The organism is Shewanella sp. 10N.286.54.B9 (assembly GCF_041468565.1).
In the GTDB taxonomy this organism is placed as follows: domain Bacteria; phylum Pseudomonadota; class Gammaproteobacteria; order Enterobacterales; family Shewanellaceae; genus Shewanella.
On record NZ_JBFRIY010000016.1, the window covers coordinates 1 to 13,766 of the forward strand.

Genomic DNA, 13,766 nt, shown 5'->3' on the forward strand with positions numbered 1-13,766 from the left:
TTAGGGCTTAATGTCTGGAACATTTATGTCTGTTAAGCCCATGGGGGGATAGCTTACGTGTTATGTCTAACAATTATCTAATTACGCTTAAATCGTTGCTAGAATCTTATCGACAATTGTTTTATTAGCAGCAGGAAACTCAAAGTTAACTAGATCTTGCTTGGCGACCCACTGTACAGCTTGGCCCTCTAGCCCTTGTGCAGTGCCAGAGAAATCTTTGACCCAGTGGATATCAAGTATCACCTTTTTGTCGCCGTAATCATGGTGGATCTCCATCATAGGTGTTGTGTTAAGCACATCTAAACCCACCTCCTCTTTAAGCTCCCTGATAAGGGCTTGAGCAGTGGTTTCTGCTGATTCAACTTTACCGCCTGGAAACTCCCACTTACCGCCTTGATGCAAGTGTTCATGGCGTTTTGCTAGTAAAATCTCTTGGGCGCTATTTTCAATGACACCTACTGCAACATGTACTTGTTTGCTCATTGCTTTCTATCATCCATGGAACCGTCATCGATAAAAAAGTCCGCTTCATCATAACCGAGTTGATCTAACATCTCTGGATCGAATTCAGGTTTAACCGGAATGGCGTTCTTCTCTGCGGCCCAATCCCCCAGATCGATTAACTTGCAGCGGTCGCTGCAGAAAGGTTTGAATTTAGAGGTATCATCCCAAGTAACTTCGGTTTGGCAGGTCGGGCATTTTACAGTAAGAGGCATAATTGATTTAGCTAGTGCTTGAGTGACAGTGGCACGATATTAGCGTTTTTAAGGGCAGGTTGCCAACTCAAACTGAATCGATTGGTCTGAATGTTTCTGCTTATCAAATTGTACAAAGTGAATAGCATAACGATTTTTATGACCGCTAATCGTGGGGTAACAACCTTGCTCCGGCGTGAGTTTTACACGGATAAGTGACAGAGCTTGCTCGCTGTTTCCCTGATAAAAACCGGCAGCAGCTTGATGTTCTGTGTACTCAGTGGTTTGGCGTGTCAGATCGAGTAACAGATTAATTGGCGAGAGTAGGCAGGCAAACTGACTCATCCATTCTTGGTATTCTGCTTGGCGCACTTCCCATGATTTAGCCAGCCAAAAATGCAGTTGTGGTAGGTCAAAATTACAACTTGCTCCAGGCATGTTAAAGCGTTGTCTAAGGGCTGCAAGAAAGCGGTCTTGTTTTATCTGTTGTCCCGGACGTTCTGAGACCTGCAGGACTTCCCTAGCAACACTAAGTTTGGCGATATAAGTTTCTACTTCTTCGCTATTGATTGCCGGGAGAGATTGCCATTTAGAGAGTGCAAATAGTTGTCTGTCTAAATCTTTCAACACTTCACCACGGTAATCGCAGCGCTCAGTGAGTTCACATAGGGAAAATAACGGGTAAAAGCAACGGTGCTGGTGATCGTGATCTAAATTAGCCTGCAATTGCTCAGCCAAATACTCTAGCCTTAAATAGCTACGTATTTTTTCATTGAGCGGTTGTTCATAGATTAAATCAGTCATGGCGTTGCTTAAGTATTACCGCATATCTTCAAATAAAGTGAATTTAGTGCGTCTACCTTGCACTTTAACGCCGATATCTCTCCTTGATTGTCTATGACATCATCAGCTTTTGACAGTTTCTCGGCGCGTGTGGCCTGACTGCCTATTATATTTTGAACTTGATTGGCGGAGACATCATCTCTAGCCATTGTTCTTTGTTGTTGCAGCTGTGGTGAAATATCAACCAAAAGCGTACGTTGTACTAACCTATCTAACCCATTCTCAAATAGCAAGGGCACAACCATAATTACATAATTTGATTGAGCTTCTTTACAGTTTTTCAGCATGGTTTCTCTGATTAACGGATGCAGTAAGCCATTTAGCCATAAGCGTTGTTCATCGTTGTCAAAGATACGCTCTCTGAGCTTTGAGCGATCTAGGCTTCCATCGGTGAGCAGGATGTCTGCGCCGAAATGTTCAACGATAGCCGCTAAGCCTTCAGAGCCTGGACTCACCACTTCACGGGCGACGATATCGGCATCGACTAACACCACGCCAAGATCGGCAAAAAGGTTGGCGACGGTGGTTTTACCGCTGCCGATCCCGCCCGTTAAGCCTACAATGAAGTCAGCCATAGTTCCTCAAAAGTAATTAATTGTAAAAGTTTAGAAGTTCCTAGGTACTAGGACGTTCGCTAGCTCACTGTTAGGACGGACTACGTCCTGTTAGCAAATCAACAGCAACCACCATTTAGCTTTCGATGGTGATTCCATGTGTTGCAGCACCTTCTTTTAAAGTAGGTCGGCATTTATGCCGTCACTTTTTTAGTTTTCACCGTTCGCTTAAGGCTTTACCGTCTTTGCTAGAACCTAGAATTAAAGCGTCGACAGATACCAATGAGTGATCGACTCGCCCCATATCATGGCTATCCAACCTGCTGCAGCAATATAAGGACCAAACGGAATAGGGTTACCTTGGTTAAGCTTTTTAAATGCGATCAAAGTTATGCCAACAATAGCGCCAACCAGTGATGAAAGTAGAATTACCAAAGGTAACACTTGCCAGCCAAACCATGCGCCAAATACTGCTAACAGCTTGAAGTCGCCATAGCCCATGCCTTCCTTGCCGGTTAATAGCTTAAATGCCCAGAACACGCTCCAAAGGCTTAAGTAACCGGCGGCGGCGCCCACTATCGCATCTGACATCGACACAAATGTGCCACTTAGATTTAAGATTAAACCTAACCATAAAAGTGGCAAAGTAATTTGATCGGGCAATAACATCTCATCAAGATCTATACCTGTCAGCACCACTAAAGCAAAGGTCAAAATGGTGCAGAAGACAAACTCTATAGTCGGACCAAAATGCCAAGCTAGAAAAGCCACTAAAGCGCCGGTGATAAGCTCTACTATTGGATAGCGCGCCGATATAGGGTTTTTACAAGCGGCGCATTTGCCGCCTAGCATCAGCCAGCCAATAATCGGCAAGTTATGTATCGGCTTGATATTGGTTTTACATTTTGGGCAAGCTGAGCCCGGCACCACCAAGTTATACTTTTCAGGAAACTCATCGATTGGCGCAGTAAGTGCTTTTTGGTTTTGCTCAAACACAGGCTGCTTATATTCGGCAAGATAGTGATTACACTCCTGTTGCCAGTCTCTTTTCATCATTACTGGCAAGCGGTGTACCACCACATTCAAAAAGCTGCCAATAACCGCAGCAAACACGAAGCTCAGCGAGACAAACAACCAAAGGTTTTGGTCAAAAATAGTTATTAATTCAGTCATTATTCTTCTTTTATTTTCTTTCTAAAGATTAGGGGGCTGTCTAGCCGCCAATAACATTACCGAGTTGGAAAATAGGTAAATACATACCGACAATCAAACCGCCAACTAGAGTGCCTATGACCACCATCATAATCGGTTCAATTAAGCTGGATAAGCCATCTACCGCATCATCCACCTGCATCTCATAGATGTTAGCCACTTTGTTGAGCATTGAGTCCAGCGAGCCAGACTCTTCACCTATCATCACCATCTGGATCATCATGTCGGGAAATAGCCCTGTGGTGCGCATAGCAACATTCATCTGCATGCCCGACATCACTTCGGTGCGAATATTGAGTACCGCTTTCTTATAAACCGCATTGCCAGAAGCGCCAGCTGCCGATTCCAAGCCATCAATCAGTGGCACGCCGGCGGCAAAGGTGGTCGCCAAGGTTCGAGCGAATTTTGCCATCGCCCCTTTATGTAAAATTTCGCCAACGATTGGGATTTTAAGCAGAAATACATCTACTTTATCGCGAAACAGTTGTGAATTACGGTGAGTTCGTCTAAATAACCAAATACTACTGACAATAGCAATCACAAAGATATACCAAGAGGCTTGTAGCCAGCGAGAGAGGTTTACAATTAACTGAGTAAAAGCGGGCAGTTCGGCGCCAAAGCCCTGAAAAATAGATTCAAACTGTGGCACAACAAATAATAATAAAAGAGCGGTAACCATGATCGCCACGATTATTACAGCAATGGGGTAAAACATCGCCTTTTTGATTTTTGATTTAAGTGCTTCCGATTTTTCACGGTAAGTCGCAATACGATCAAATACTGCATCTAACGAGCCTGAGTGCTCACCCGCAGCAACTAAATCAACATACAGGTCATCAAAATAGAGTCGGTGGGGTCTTAATGCTTCCGATAACGGAATACCTGCTTGCACATCATTCACAATCGTTGCCAGTAGTTCACGAACTTTCGGTTTTTCGTGACCTTTACCTAATAGCTCTAAGGTCGTTACAATCGGCACTCCCGCTGCCAGCATGGTGGCGATTTGGCGAGTGACCATGGCGATATCCATGGGTTTGATTTTTTTCTCAGAGGCAAACAGCGGTGCAGACTTTTTGCGCACAGCTTTTGGGATAACGCCTTGGGCTTTCAGTTGTGCCCTGATTTCAGCGCTAGACACGCCTCTGAGCTCGCCGGAGGTGCGACGACCATCACGGCTGACCCCTTTCCATGAATAAGTCACAACCTTGGGTTGGCTTTTCTGAGTTTTTTTCTTTTCTCTATTTTGCTTAGATTGTCTGGTTGCGATAGCCATCGGTGCCCTTTTTATTGTCGTTAGCCACTGTTTTTATCAGCATTAGAAGCTAGTAACCCGGTTTATTTCAGCGATACTAGTTACACCTTGAGTAACCTTTAGCAGACCAGAATCCCTTAGATCTCGCATCCCTTGCGTTTTAGCTTGCTTAAGGATTTGCAGTGAATTACCGCCTTCCATAATGGTGCGAGCAATCTCATCTGACATCTTCATCACCTCATAGATACCAACACGGCCTTTGTAACCACCTGTACAGTGCTCACAGCCAACAGGTTTATAGGGCGTTATTCCGGTGTCTATTTGCTGCTGGCTAAAACCCAGTTTTAGCAACTCATCAGCGGGTATATCTTCTGGGGCTTTACAGTGTTGGCATAGACGCCTAGACAGGCGTTGAGCAATAATAAGGTTAACCGAGCTGGCAATGTTATAGCCTGGTACGCCCATATTGATTAGGCGAGTTAAGGTTTCTGCAGCAGAGTTAGTATGCAAGGTCGATAATACTAAATGACCGGTTTGCGCTGCCTTAATAGCAATTTCGGCGGTTTCTAAGTCGCGAATTTCACCGACCATCACTACATCGGGATCTTGGCGTAGAAATGAGCGCAGCGCTGAGGCAAAGGTTAAACCCGCTTTAAGGTTAATATGAACTTGGTTAACGCCTTCAAGATTTATCTCAACCGGATCTTCGGCGGTGGAGATATTACGCTCGGCAGTATTAAGAATATTAAGTCCAGTATAAAGCGATACGGTTTTACCAGAACCGGTAGGGCCGGTCACTAATATCATCCCTTGGGGCTTAGCTAGCATCTCTTCATACATCAGTCTTTGGTCATCTTCATAACCGAGTTTTTCAATACCTAGCTGCGCAGAAGATGAATCCAAAATACGCATTACGATTTTTTCACCCCAAATAGTGGGCAAAGTGCTGACTCGAAAATCGATGGATTTTGTACGGGACATCTTCATCTTGATACGGCCATCTTGCGGTACGCGGCGCTCGGCGATATCAAGTTTTGACATCACTTTTAAGCGCGCCGATATACGAGCCGATAAATTGACTGGCGGCTCAGACACCTCTTGTAAAATACCATCGATGCGAAAGCGAATACGGTAGCGCTTCTCATAAGGTTCAAAGTGCAGATCTGATGCGCCTTTACGGATGGCGTCGGTGAGGATTTTATTAATATAGATGACGATTGGGGCGTCATCTTTACCGTCGTTTTGCTCCTCATCGCGCTTGTCGGTATCGCTAACTTCAATACCTGCGAGTGCCTCTTCATCGATAGCGCTTAGATCTAGGGCGCTAATATCCTCTTCGAGTACGCTCTCTAGTGCTTTAGTGAGTTTATCGTCTTCAACTAAGATCGCTTCGGCGTGTAAGCCTGCGCTGAATTGAAAATCCTCTAATGCGGCAATGTTGGTCGGATCTGAAGTGGCGATATAGAGGCGATTACCGCGCTTAAATAGCGGTAAGCATTTGTGCTTATCGATTAACTTTTTATTGAGGAAATCTTCAGGAATAGCCGCAATATCAAATTCATTTAGATCGAGTAGCGGTGTACCATATTCTTCATAGCAAAGATCGGCAACTTCACGCGCTGAAAGTAATTTAATGGTTACTATGGTTCGCACCAGAGACTGTTTGTGTTTTCGGGATTGCGCAATTGCTTGCGCCAACTGTTCTTCGCTAAGCAGTCCTTTACGAATAAAAAGTGTCGATAATCCCAAATGTAGGCCAGTGGATGGCATAGGCGTTTCCGTTGCACACAAGTATAAAAATCATAACGTTTTTTATAGGTTTTGTCATGAATGTTTTTATAAAAATAATTGTCGGAGTGACAGAAAAAAGTTGTTTTAAAGGTGGTGGTTATTTATTTTAAAAACAAAGGTTTATATTTGTTTCGCAGGCTGTTTTTAATTTTACTTAAAAGATGTCGTGCTAGTGCCTTGAAATTGACGTTTTATATAGTTGAATTACTAATTAAAAATGAACTAATCTGGCGAATGTTTGGTTAAAGTCGTAGCCATACCACTGGCTTGTAATGAGTAATGACTACCCGAGAACAGTAAACGTTCACAATATTCATGTTTGGAGATAAAAGAGTGTCGTTGAAAACCTATTCTTGGGCAGTGCTTATACTATTTGTTATATGTTTTATGCTCAGCACTGTCTTTTCTTATAACCTAATTGGTGTGTTAGAAATAGGTAGTGAGTATGATTTAAAGCGTGTGATTGCGGTTGGTTTTATAGGCATTTTTTCGCTAGGCCTGCTTGTAGTCAGAGATGTGCATCTGCCAGTAGTTTCAAGAGCGACTCAATTCGTTACAGCTGGATTTATTTGTTTAGCTGCTTATTCTGCATTAGTTAGCAAACATCCCTATTGGGGCTTGGTCGAGATTGCAAGTATCGTCTTGCTAATCGTTGCGTTTTATCTTTTGTCAGCCTGTATGAGAGTGGTTGAGCAAGATAAGCTGCTTGGCCTTATTTATGGCTTTAGCTTGCTGTTTTCTCTGCTAACATTTTACAAATATATTCTGTTTCTGCTGTTCTCCTATTTAGATGCACAAAGCTTCAATATTCATGGCTTATTATTGGGTTATGTTAACGTGCGATTTTTTAATCAACTGCAGGTGATGCTGCTACCGCTGCTTTTCTTGCCTTTTGTTTTGCCTTTATTAGCAAGGTTTAAAAAAATATCTATAGCATTGATTGCTCTGCATTGGTTGGCACTGTTACAAACTGAAGCGCGCGGAGCAATACTATCGCTAGTATTGGCACTTGCAGTTATTGCATTGTTCTCGCCTAAAGAGATTCGTAATAGGATTATTGTAGCCTCATTGAAGTCTATGTTGCTTGGAATTATCCTTTGGTTTGTTTTAATTTTTCTTATACCAACCTGGTTGATGGATACAACAAGTTTTGAAATAAGAACCACGTCATCTGGGCGAATCGATCTATGGCTTTATGTGTTGCATGCAATTCCTGAGCGACCATGGACTGGCTTTGGCCCGATGAGTTTCAGCTGGGCGGAAAATAAGCCTTTAGCAAGTGCTCATCCACACAACTCTGTGATGCAGCAGCTTTATGAGTATGGCGTGATTGCTTGTGTTGTATTGACGGCTTGGGTTATGTATTGGATATATCAGTTTTTAGCGACATTGAAAAATAGCGCAAACAGTCAATCAGTACCGATTATCTATGCAACGGTAGCAGCGCTGATTTATTCTTTATTTAGTGGTGTAGTGGTTATGCCAATGGCGCAATTACTGCTGGTCGTGATGCTTGCACTGTCAGTGCAAACTCTGAGCTTTCAGCATTACAAGTTAACTCTGTTACACCGTTTACAGCTATGTATTTTGACGATTGTTGTTACATATATGGTATTGGGAACATATCAAAGCGAAGAGCTTAAAGCAGCATTTATGCCGCGTATTTGGTTTAACGGCCTAATTAGCTATTAATTTTGCAGCGCTTTATTGCTGCTCTCGAAAATTTGGCATGTTCGTGACCGCATTGGCTTTTAGCTGTTGGGTGATTAAGAGCAAGCGTGCACGTGTGCAGTGGATTTAGTTGATTTATAGTCAAAATATGTTGATTATAACTTAACCCCAGAGGATATGAACTTATCATTCGTTGACATAGTGTTTGTGGACATTATTTGATAGGATGGAGAGGAAGCGTCGAAGCCTTTGTTATTGAATAAAAAACCGCTCAATTGAGCGGTTTGTTTATTTTCACAGCCTTAACTCTTAGCTGCCAACAGTGTAACCCAGCACAAGTATTTGGTCATCTTTACCAGGACTTCTTGGCTTACCTGTCAATGTTTGCCCGATGGAAGTTGCTGTAGTAATTGATAAGCAAGAGCCAGTAGTTGGGGCTGGTTTAGGCGTACCACCTTCATGCAAAGTAATTTGCGCTGCATTGGCATAAGCTTTTAGCTCCATGCCACAAGCATTTTCAGCACCTTTCTTGGTGTAATCTTGATATGCAGGAATCGCGATCGCTGCCAAAATACCGATAATCGCTACAACGATCATCAATTCAATTAGGGTGAAGCCCTTAGCTTTGCTCATTTGTGATTTGTTCATCATTGCTCTATTTGAAATCATAGTCATGTCTATCTCCATTAGAAAGCTTCAAGTGAGTGCTATGTGCCGTAGTTTAATGAGGTCACATATTGATGCACATACCACTACTTAGTTTAATAGTGCTTCAACCTTGCTTGATGCTCCTGCGCTAGCATGTCGCCAAATCCAAAGCTAATTGTCAGCGGGTTAAGCACTAAAGTTGCTGCTTACTACCCGATAAGACGCTTAGCGCGACCTAAGGTGTCAGTGTCTATCTTTGTTTTTAATTGGTTGTACTTTTTATAAATATAAGGTCTAGCATTTACGTTGCTATAGCCACTTTAACAGTTAGTTCAGCAGCCATTACAACAGTTAGTTTAATCATTCATCGCTTCAAGTGGTTTTAAAAGTTAGTCCCAACGTATCGGTAGATATTTTGGGGCTCTCTTTTATAAAACATTAAGAGATAACTAAACTACTTTTGCCTCATGTTACATGTTAAATATCTATAGCCTATTTAGCATACATATTTACCAGCGGTTATTCCCATTTTAGATATAGCCTTGAATAAATTGAATGCTATAACGCAAATTGAAATCGACTTAGCTTTGCACTGCTAAAAACTCAAGTTAATAACCATAAAGCCCGAGGTTGTCTAGTAACTGTCTCGGCTACAGGCAAAGTTAGTACAAAGTTAAATAAATTGGAATAGCAAATGAGCACAAAGTTGCAAACTAATGGCCAATTCATCTAAAAGTAGTGTTTGTAGTATCAAAAAGTTCTAGCAATATATTGTCACTGCGGGAGATATTGACGATTAATGCTGTTGTGTCATTTTTAAGGCGCTTACCGTTAGATGAATAGATTAGCGCCGTCTAAAGCTTCAATCCTGAAATATTTTGCATGTTTCGCCAGTGCAGCGCTGTTTTTGTTAACTTGTTCACAGTTTCGGTTGGTACTGCTGCTGGCTGTTTTTTGTGCATTTTAATGCGAAGTTTGAGAGTCCATTAACTTGGTTTGAAGTAAGCTTGATCTTGGCGAGTATCTTTGCCGTTTAGGATTATTTCCTTACAAACTTGTAACATCTAGGCGGTGGCATAACATGTGCCAAGGCAAGTTAGAGCTTAGTGCTGAATATGGCAGTTTGGCTTATCACTTTGCTTATTATTGCCTTATTAACAACTTTAATGCTGATCTGTGAGCTTGGTATAAACGGCGACAATTTTATAAAAAGAGCTAATTACTTTTGCTTGGTTGTTATTTGAGCGTTCACTGTTTATTGTTGCGACGGTAAATGAACCAGAGTGATGAATGTTTAAGCAAAGAGGGTAATAGATAAGCCAGAATAACAATGATCAAATATTTGGCGATTGAATTATAAGCAGTGAATGAAAGTATTTATTGCGGGCTAAGTTCAACTTGCGCGGGGAAGTTGGCAAAGGCTTTAAATGACCAATAAAACCTTTGCTAGATATAGTGCTATTTAATACGGCTATTTAAGTCTTAGAGATAGATCCAATGCCCGTACATGCTTAGTTAGCGCACCGACTGAAATATAATCGACGCCAGTTTTTGCGAAATCAGCAATGGTTTCAAGGGTGACGTCACCGGATACTTCAAGCTTTACGCCCTTGCCTTTGGCTTTATACTGCTTATTAAGCTCAACTGCGTCTAGCATCATGGTGATATCAAAGTTATCTAGCATCACAATATCTGACTCTGCATCGAGTGCTTGGGTCAGCTCTGCAATACTCTCAACTTCCACTTCTACTGGCTTGTCTGCATGTAGCGCTCGAGCTGCTGCAATGGCTAAGGCGATACTGCCACAAGCCATGATGTGATTCTCTTTTATCAAGAATGCATCAAATAACCCGATGCGATGGTTTTTGCCACCACCACAAGTTACCGCATATTTCTGCGCGGTTCTCAGGCCAGGAATGGTTTTTCGAGTATCTAACAACTGTGTATGAGTGCCTGATAAACGGTCAACGTAATGCTTGGTTAGCGTGGCTACGCCGGAAAGTGTTTGAATGAAGTTCATTGCCGTGCGCTCGCCAGTTAGAATTGCGCGTGCAGGGCCTTCTAATTCACACAGTAGTTGGTTCGGTACGACTAAGTCACCATCATCCACATGCCAATGCAGCGCAACTTCGCCACCGAGCTGATTAAATACTTGCTCGGCCCAAGCCTTACCACAAAAAACACCCTCTTCGCGGGTAATTAATGTTGCTTGTGCGATTCTATCTGCTGGAATAAGTTGAGCAGTAATATCCGCGTCGCAGCGCTGTGACAGTGAAACCGAAGAGTGAGCATCTTGATGACCTAAATCTTCGTCAAGTGCGGCTTTGACTGAGAGTCGAATGTCATTTTCAAGCATGATGTGCTGTCCTTACTGACTTTAAGTCGTCATAGTTTACGGGTAATTTTATAGGGTATTTATCTTAACATAAAGCCTAGTATTATCGATTTTAATGTTTTAAATCTATGGGCTTGTCAGCTTCAACATCAACTATATTCATAGGGTTAAACCTGATAAAGTGGTGCTACTATCTATATAGATTTATAGGCTTAAATTGTCATTCACTGTTATTGATGGCTGGTTCACTCAAGCACGCTTTTGTTTATCGCCGCATTTTAATTTGCGGCCGTTAAAAGAAGTCAGCTTGTTAGTTGTACATAACATTAGTTTGCCGGCGGGTCGCTTTGGCTTACCTTACATTGATCAGCTGTTCCAAGGTTGTTTAGATGTCACTGCAGACCCAAGTTTTAAAGAGTTGGATGGCTTGCAAGTTTCGGCGCATTTCCTTATTCGACGTGACGGCGAGCTGGTGCAGTATGTGTCGTGCGATGATAGAGCTTGGCATGCCGGTGTGTCTGTATTTGATGGTAGAACGGGTTGTAATGATTTTGCCTTAGGGGTTGAGCTTGAAGGCTCTGATGACATTGACTACACCGATGAGCAGTATGCCTGCTTAGCTGAATTAACCAATACATTGATTACTCATTATCCGGCGTTAACACCTGATAGGATTGTGGGTCATTGTGATATTGCACCTGGGCGAAAAACCGATCCTGGTGATAGTTTTGATTGGCAACGCTTTAAAGGATTACTTTAGCGCCGCTGATCTTATTTTGAGTTAGAAGATAGAGGATGGAATCCGATGGCTTTATTTTCGTTATTAATCGCAATTTTTGTTGAGCGCATGCGTTTACTGCCCGACGCTTGGCAATTTGATGTGCTGCTGGCTAAGTATCATCAGGCGTTGTTTGGTGATAAACAAGTGCGTTCGACATTGATGATGGCGTTAGCGCTCCTATTACCAGCACTGTCGATCAATATTGTCTCTTGGTTTGTATCTGGCATGGTTTGGGGAGCTGTAAGCCTAGTTTTGTGGGTTGCAGTCGCAGTTTTATGCTTTAGCCATAACCAGCAAAGACAAGCTTTTAAACGCTATATTCAAGCGGCATGTCGTGGAGACTCTCAAGCATGTTTTAACTATGCCGCTGAGTTGGACTCTAGCAAATGCCTTGAGTCTGTAACTGAGCAGGAGCTAGGTGAGCATGTGGGGCAGAGCGTTGCTTGGATTAATTATCGTTATTATGGCGCCATTGCCTTATACCTAATCATTTTCGGACCTGTTGGCGCAGTGCTGTATTGTACCGTACGCTTTTATAGTGAAGATAGTCGTAAGCGTGAGCTTTCACTGCCATTGGTTGATACCCTACTCTTTATACTCGATTGGCTCCCAAGCCGTATTTTTGCCTTTGGTTATGTACTAAGTGGCCAGTTTAGGCAGTCTATTTCATCTTGGATGGGGTTAGCGCTTAATCCTAAAGCACAGGCTCGAGATATTATTACTACAGTCGCTATTGAAGCGGAGGAGCTACCTGAAGCTTCTTCGGCGCCAGTGTGTGTGCAGTCGACGATTGCACTTTTACAGCTGAGTAAACGTAACTTTATCTTACTGATTACTGTACTGTCGCTGATGACAATTTTTGGGGTGGTGAGTTAATCACACTAACGCTTTAACCAAATGTGAGGGTCTGCTGTGAATAAGCGACCCTCTTTTTGTATCGCTAGAATTTTTAATCGTTACTAATGCAGGCTGTTAAGAGACTTTTCAACGATAAACATATCAATTGGAACATTGGTCTGACCCCATGTTGAAAAAAATCAGCTATGCTCACACATCGCGCATGCATATGATGCAGATCACGAACTAGACATCTAAAGTGTGATTTGATAAAGTGCGCTCAGTCAATTAAATTGGTAAGACCAATTTACAATAGGAGCTGAGGGCCACATGGCTTATAGCAAAATAAACCAGCCAAAAATATCTGACGTCATTATGGGTCAGCTAGAACAGATGATTCTGGAAGGCAGTATTCAACCAGGACAAAAGCTTCCGCCTGAGCGTGAATTGGCGCTGCAGTTTGAAGTGTCACGGCCATCACTGCGTGAAGCTATTCAAAAGCTAGAAGCAAAAGGCTTGTTGATGCGCCGCCAAGGTGGCGGTACCTATGTAAAAGAACAACTTTGGCAAAGTCTTGCCGACCCTATCGTTGAACTCATGCATTCAGACTCTGAAAGTCAATATGACTTGCTGGAGTTTCGTCATGCAACTGAAGGCATGATGGCCTATTTTGCTGCATTGCGTGGTAATGATGCCGATATGCAAAATATCAAGCGCACCATACTCGAAGTGGAAGCGGCGACAGGTGTTGAAAATCAAGCTAACGCGATTGTACGTTTTTACCGTGCAGTGGCTGAAGCATCACATAATGTGGCGATGCTACATCTTGTTTTAAGTTTATCTCCTGTGCTGCATAAAAACGTGGCACAGAACTTAGAGCTTTTAAGCCGACGCGAAGAAGCCTCTACCATGGCAAACGATCACAGACGAGCATTGCTTGCTGCCATCGTACGCCGTGACCCAGAAGCAGCAAGAGAGGCCTCCAATGAACACTTAAGTTACATTGAAGAGGTCATGTTGTCTGTAAGGGAAGAAGATAGCCGGTTGCAGCGTAGTCTGCGCCGTTTAAAGAGCGGTGATTAGGCACAAGCCAACACCGTTTTATCCATATTTTTCATTTATTATTAATGTATATAGGGAAGGACAG

13 protein-coding genes are annotated in these 13,766 nt (G+C 42.7%); 4 read left to right on the top strand and 9 right to left on the bottom strand.

Going from position 1 to position 13,766, the window contains the following annotated elements; all coding sequences use genetic code 11:
• Nucleotides 1-87: 87 nt before the first annotated feature.
• The 7 genes from mutT to pilB all read right to left on the bottom strand — a co-directional run bounded on the left by mutT (nt 88) and on the right by pilB (nt 6,326).
• The gene (gene mutT, locus AB4135_RS05680) at nt 88-483 is read right to left on the bottom strand and encodes an 8-oxo-dGTP diphosphatase MutT (protein ID WP_371991072.1); all 396 of its coding nucleotides are present in this window, start codon (nt 481-483) and stop codon (nt 88-90) included.
• Entirely contained in the window at nt 480-716 is a 237-nt protein-coding gene (gene yacG / locus AB4135_RS05685; RefSeq protein ID WP_371991074.1) for a DNA gyrase inhibitor YacG, read from the bottom strand. Before yacG ends, mutT begins: the two co-directional genes overlap by 4 nt.
• 48 nt (nt 717-764) lie before the next feature.
• Nucleotides 765-1,499 (bottom strand): cell division protein ZapD, encoded by a 735-nt coding sequence (gene zapD / locus AB4135_RS05690; RefSeq protein ID WP_371991076.1) that lies wholly within the window; start codon nt 1,497-1,499, stop codon nt 765-767.
• An 8-nt stretch (nt 1,500-1,507) separates the two neighbouring features.
• A complete protein-coding gene (coaE, locus tag AB4135_RS05695; protein WP_371991078.1) occupies nt 1,508-2,113 on the bottom strand; it encodes a dephospho-CoA kinase in 606 nt (201 codons plus the stop codon).
• Nucleotides 2,114-2,353: 240 nt separating this feature from the next.
• Nucleotides 2,354-3,265, bottom strand: coding sequence for an A24 family peptidase (locus tag AB4135_RS05700; protein ID WP_371991080.1), 912 nt, complete (start codon nt 3,263-3,265; stop codon nt 2,354-2,356).
• 40 nt (nt 3,266-3,305) lie between these two features.
• Nucleotides 3,306-4,577, bottom strand: coding sequence for a type II secretion system F family protein (locus tag AB4135_RS05705; RefSeq protein ID WP_371991083.1), 1,272 nt, complete (start codon nt 4,575-4,577; stop codon nt 3,306-3,308).
• 42 nt (nt 4,578-4,619) lie between these two features.
• Nucleotides 4,620-6,326, bottom strand: coding sequence for a type IV-A pilus assembly ATPase PilB (gene pilB / locus AB4135_RS05710; protein ID WP_371991085.1), 1,707 nt, complete (start codon nt 6,324-6,326; stop codon nt 4,620-4,622).
• 354 nt (nt 6,327-6,680) lie between these two features.
• Here pilB and AB4135_RS05715 point away from each other — a divergent pair, with 354 nt between their 5' ends.
• Nucleotides 6,681-8,039, top strand: a complete 1,359-nt coding sequence (locus tag AB4135_RS05715) for an O-antigen ligase family protein (RefSeq protein ID WP_371991087.1) — start codon at nt 6,681-6,683, stop codon at nt 8,037-8,039.
• A gap of 288 nt (nt 8,040-8,327) precedes the next feature.
• Here AB4135_RS05715 and AB4135_RS05720 read toward each other — a convergent pair whose 3' ends face one another.
• Both AB4135_RS05720 and nadC read right to left on the bottom strand, forming a co-directional pair.
• On the bottom strand, nt 8,328-8,693 hold the full coding sequence (locus AB4135_RS05720) for a type IV pilin protein (protein WP_371991089.1): 366 nt from the start codon (nt 8,691-8,693) through the stop codon (nt 8,328-8,330).
• Between the two features lie 1,444 nt (nt 8,694-10,137).
• Nucleotides 10,138-11,022 carry a carboxylating nicotinate-nucleotide diphosphorylase gene (nadC, locus tag AB4135_RS05725; protein ID WP_371991091.1) on the bottom strand — a complete coding sequence of 295 codons (885 nt, stop codon included), beginning with the start codon at nt 11,020-11,022 and terminating at the stop codon, nt 10,138-10,140.
• Nucleotides 11,023-11,218: 196 nt separating this feature from the next.
• Here nadC and ampD point away from each other — a divergent pair, with 196 nt between their 5' ends.
• The 3 genes from ampD (at nt 11,219) to pdhR (ending at nt 13,702) form a co-directional block, all read left to right on the top strand.
• Entirely contained in the window at nt 11,219-11,761 is a 543-nt protein-coding gene (ampD, locus tag AB4135_RS05730; RefSeq protein ID WP_371991093.1) for a 1,6-anhydro-N-acetylmuramyl-L-alanine amidase AmpD, read from the top strand.
• A 45-nt stretch (nt 11,762-11,806) separates the two neighbouring features.
• Nucleotides 11,807-12,658 (top strand): beta-lactamase regulator AmpE, encoded by an 852-nt coding sequence (gene ampE, locus AB4135_RS05735; protein ID WP_371991095.1) that lies wholly within the window; start codon nt 11,807-11,809, stop codon nt 12,656-12,658.
• Nucleotides 12,659-12,949: 291 nt separating this feature from the next.
• Nucleotides 12,950-13,702: a pyruvate dehydrogenase complex transcriptional repressor PdhR gene (pdhR, locus tag AB4135_RS05740; RefSeq protein ID WP_020914714.1), complete on the top strand. Its 753-nt coding sequence runs from the start codon at nt 12,950-12,952 to the stop codon at nt 13,700-13,702.
• Nucleotides 13,703-13,766 lie beyond the last annotated feature (64 nt).

Coding starts and splice junctions, on each gene's coding strand:
- mutT (WP_371991072.1), bottom strand. CDS start 483: ATGAGCAAACAAGTACATGTTGCAGTAGGTGTCATTGAAAATAGCGCC.
- yacG (WP_371991074.1), bottom strand. CDS start 716: ATGCCTCTTACTGTAAAATGCCCGACCTGCCAAACCGAAGTTACTTGG.
- zapD (WP_371991076.1), bottom strand. CDS start 1,499: ATGACTGATTTAATCTATGAACAACCGCTCAATGAAAAAATACGTAGC.
- coaE (WP_371991078.1), bottom strand. CDS start 2,113: ATGGCTGACTTCATTGTAGGCTTAACGGGCGGGATCGGCAGCGGTAAA.
- AB4135_RS05700 (WP_371991080.1), bottom strand. CDS start 3,265: ATGACTGAATTAATAACTATTTTTGACCAAAACCTTTGGTTGTTTGTC.
- AB4135_RS05705 (WP_371991083.1), bottom strand. CDS start 4,577: ATGGCTATCGCAACCAGACAATCTAAGCAAAATAGAGAAAAGAAAAAA.
- pilB (WP_371991085.1), bottom strand. CDS start 6,326: ATGCCATCCACTGGCCTACATTTGGGATTATCGACACTTTTTATTCGT.
- AB4135_RS05720 (WP_371991089.1), bottom strand. CDS start 8,693: ATGACTATGATTTCAAATAGAGCAATGATGAACAAATCACAAATGAGC.
- nadC (WP_371991091.1), bottom strand. CDS start 11,022: ATGCTTGAAAATGACATTCGACTCTCAGTCAAAGCCGCACTTGACGAA.
- ampE (WP_371991095.1), top strand. CDS start 11,807: ATGGCTTTATTTTCGTTATTAATCGCAATTTTTGTTGAGCGCATGCGT.
- pdhR (WP_020914714.1), top strand. CDS start 12,950: ATGGCTTATAGCAAAATAAACCAGCCAAAAATATCTGACGTCATTATG.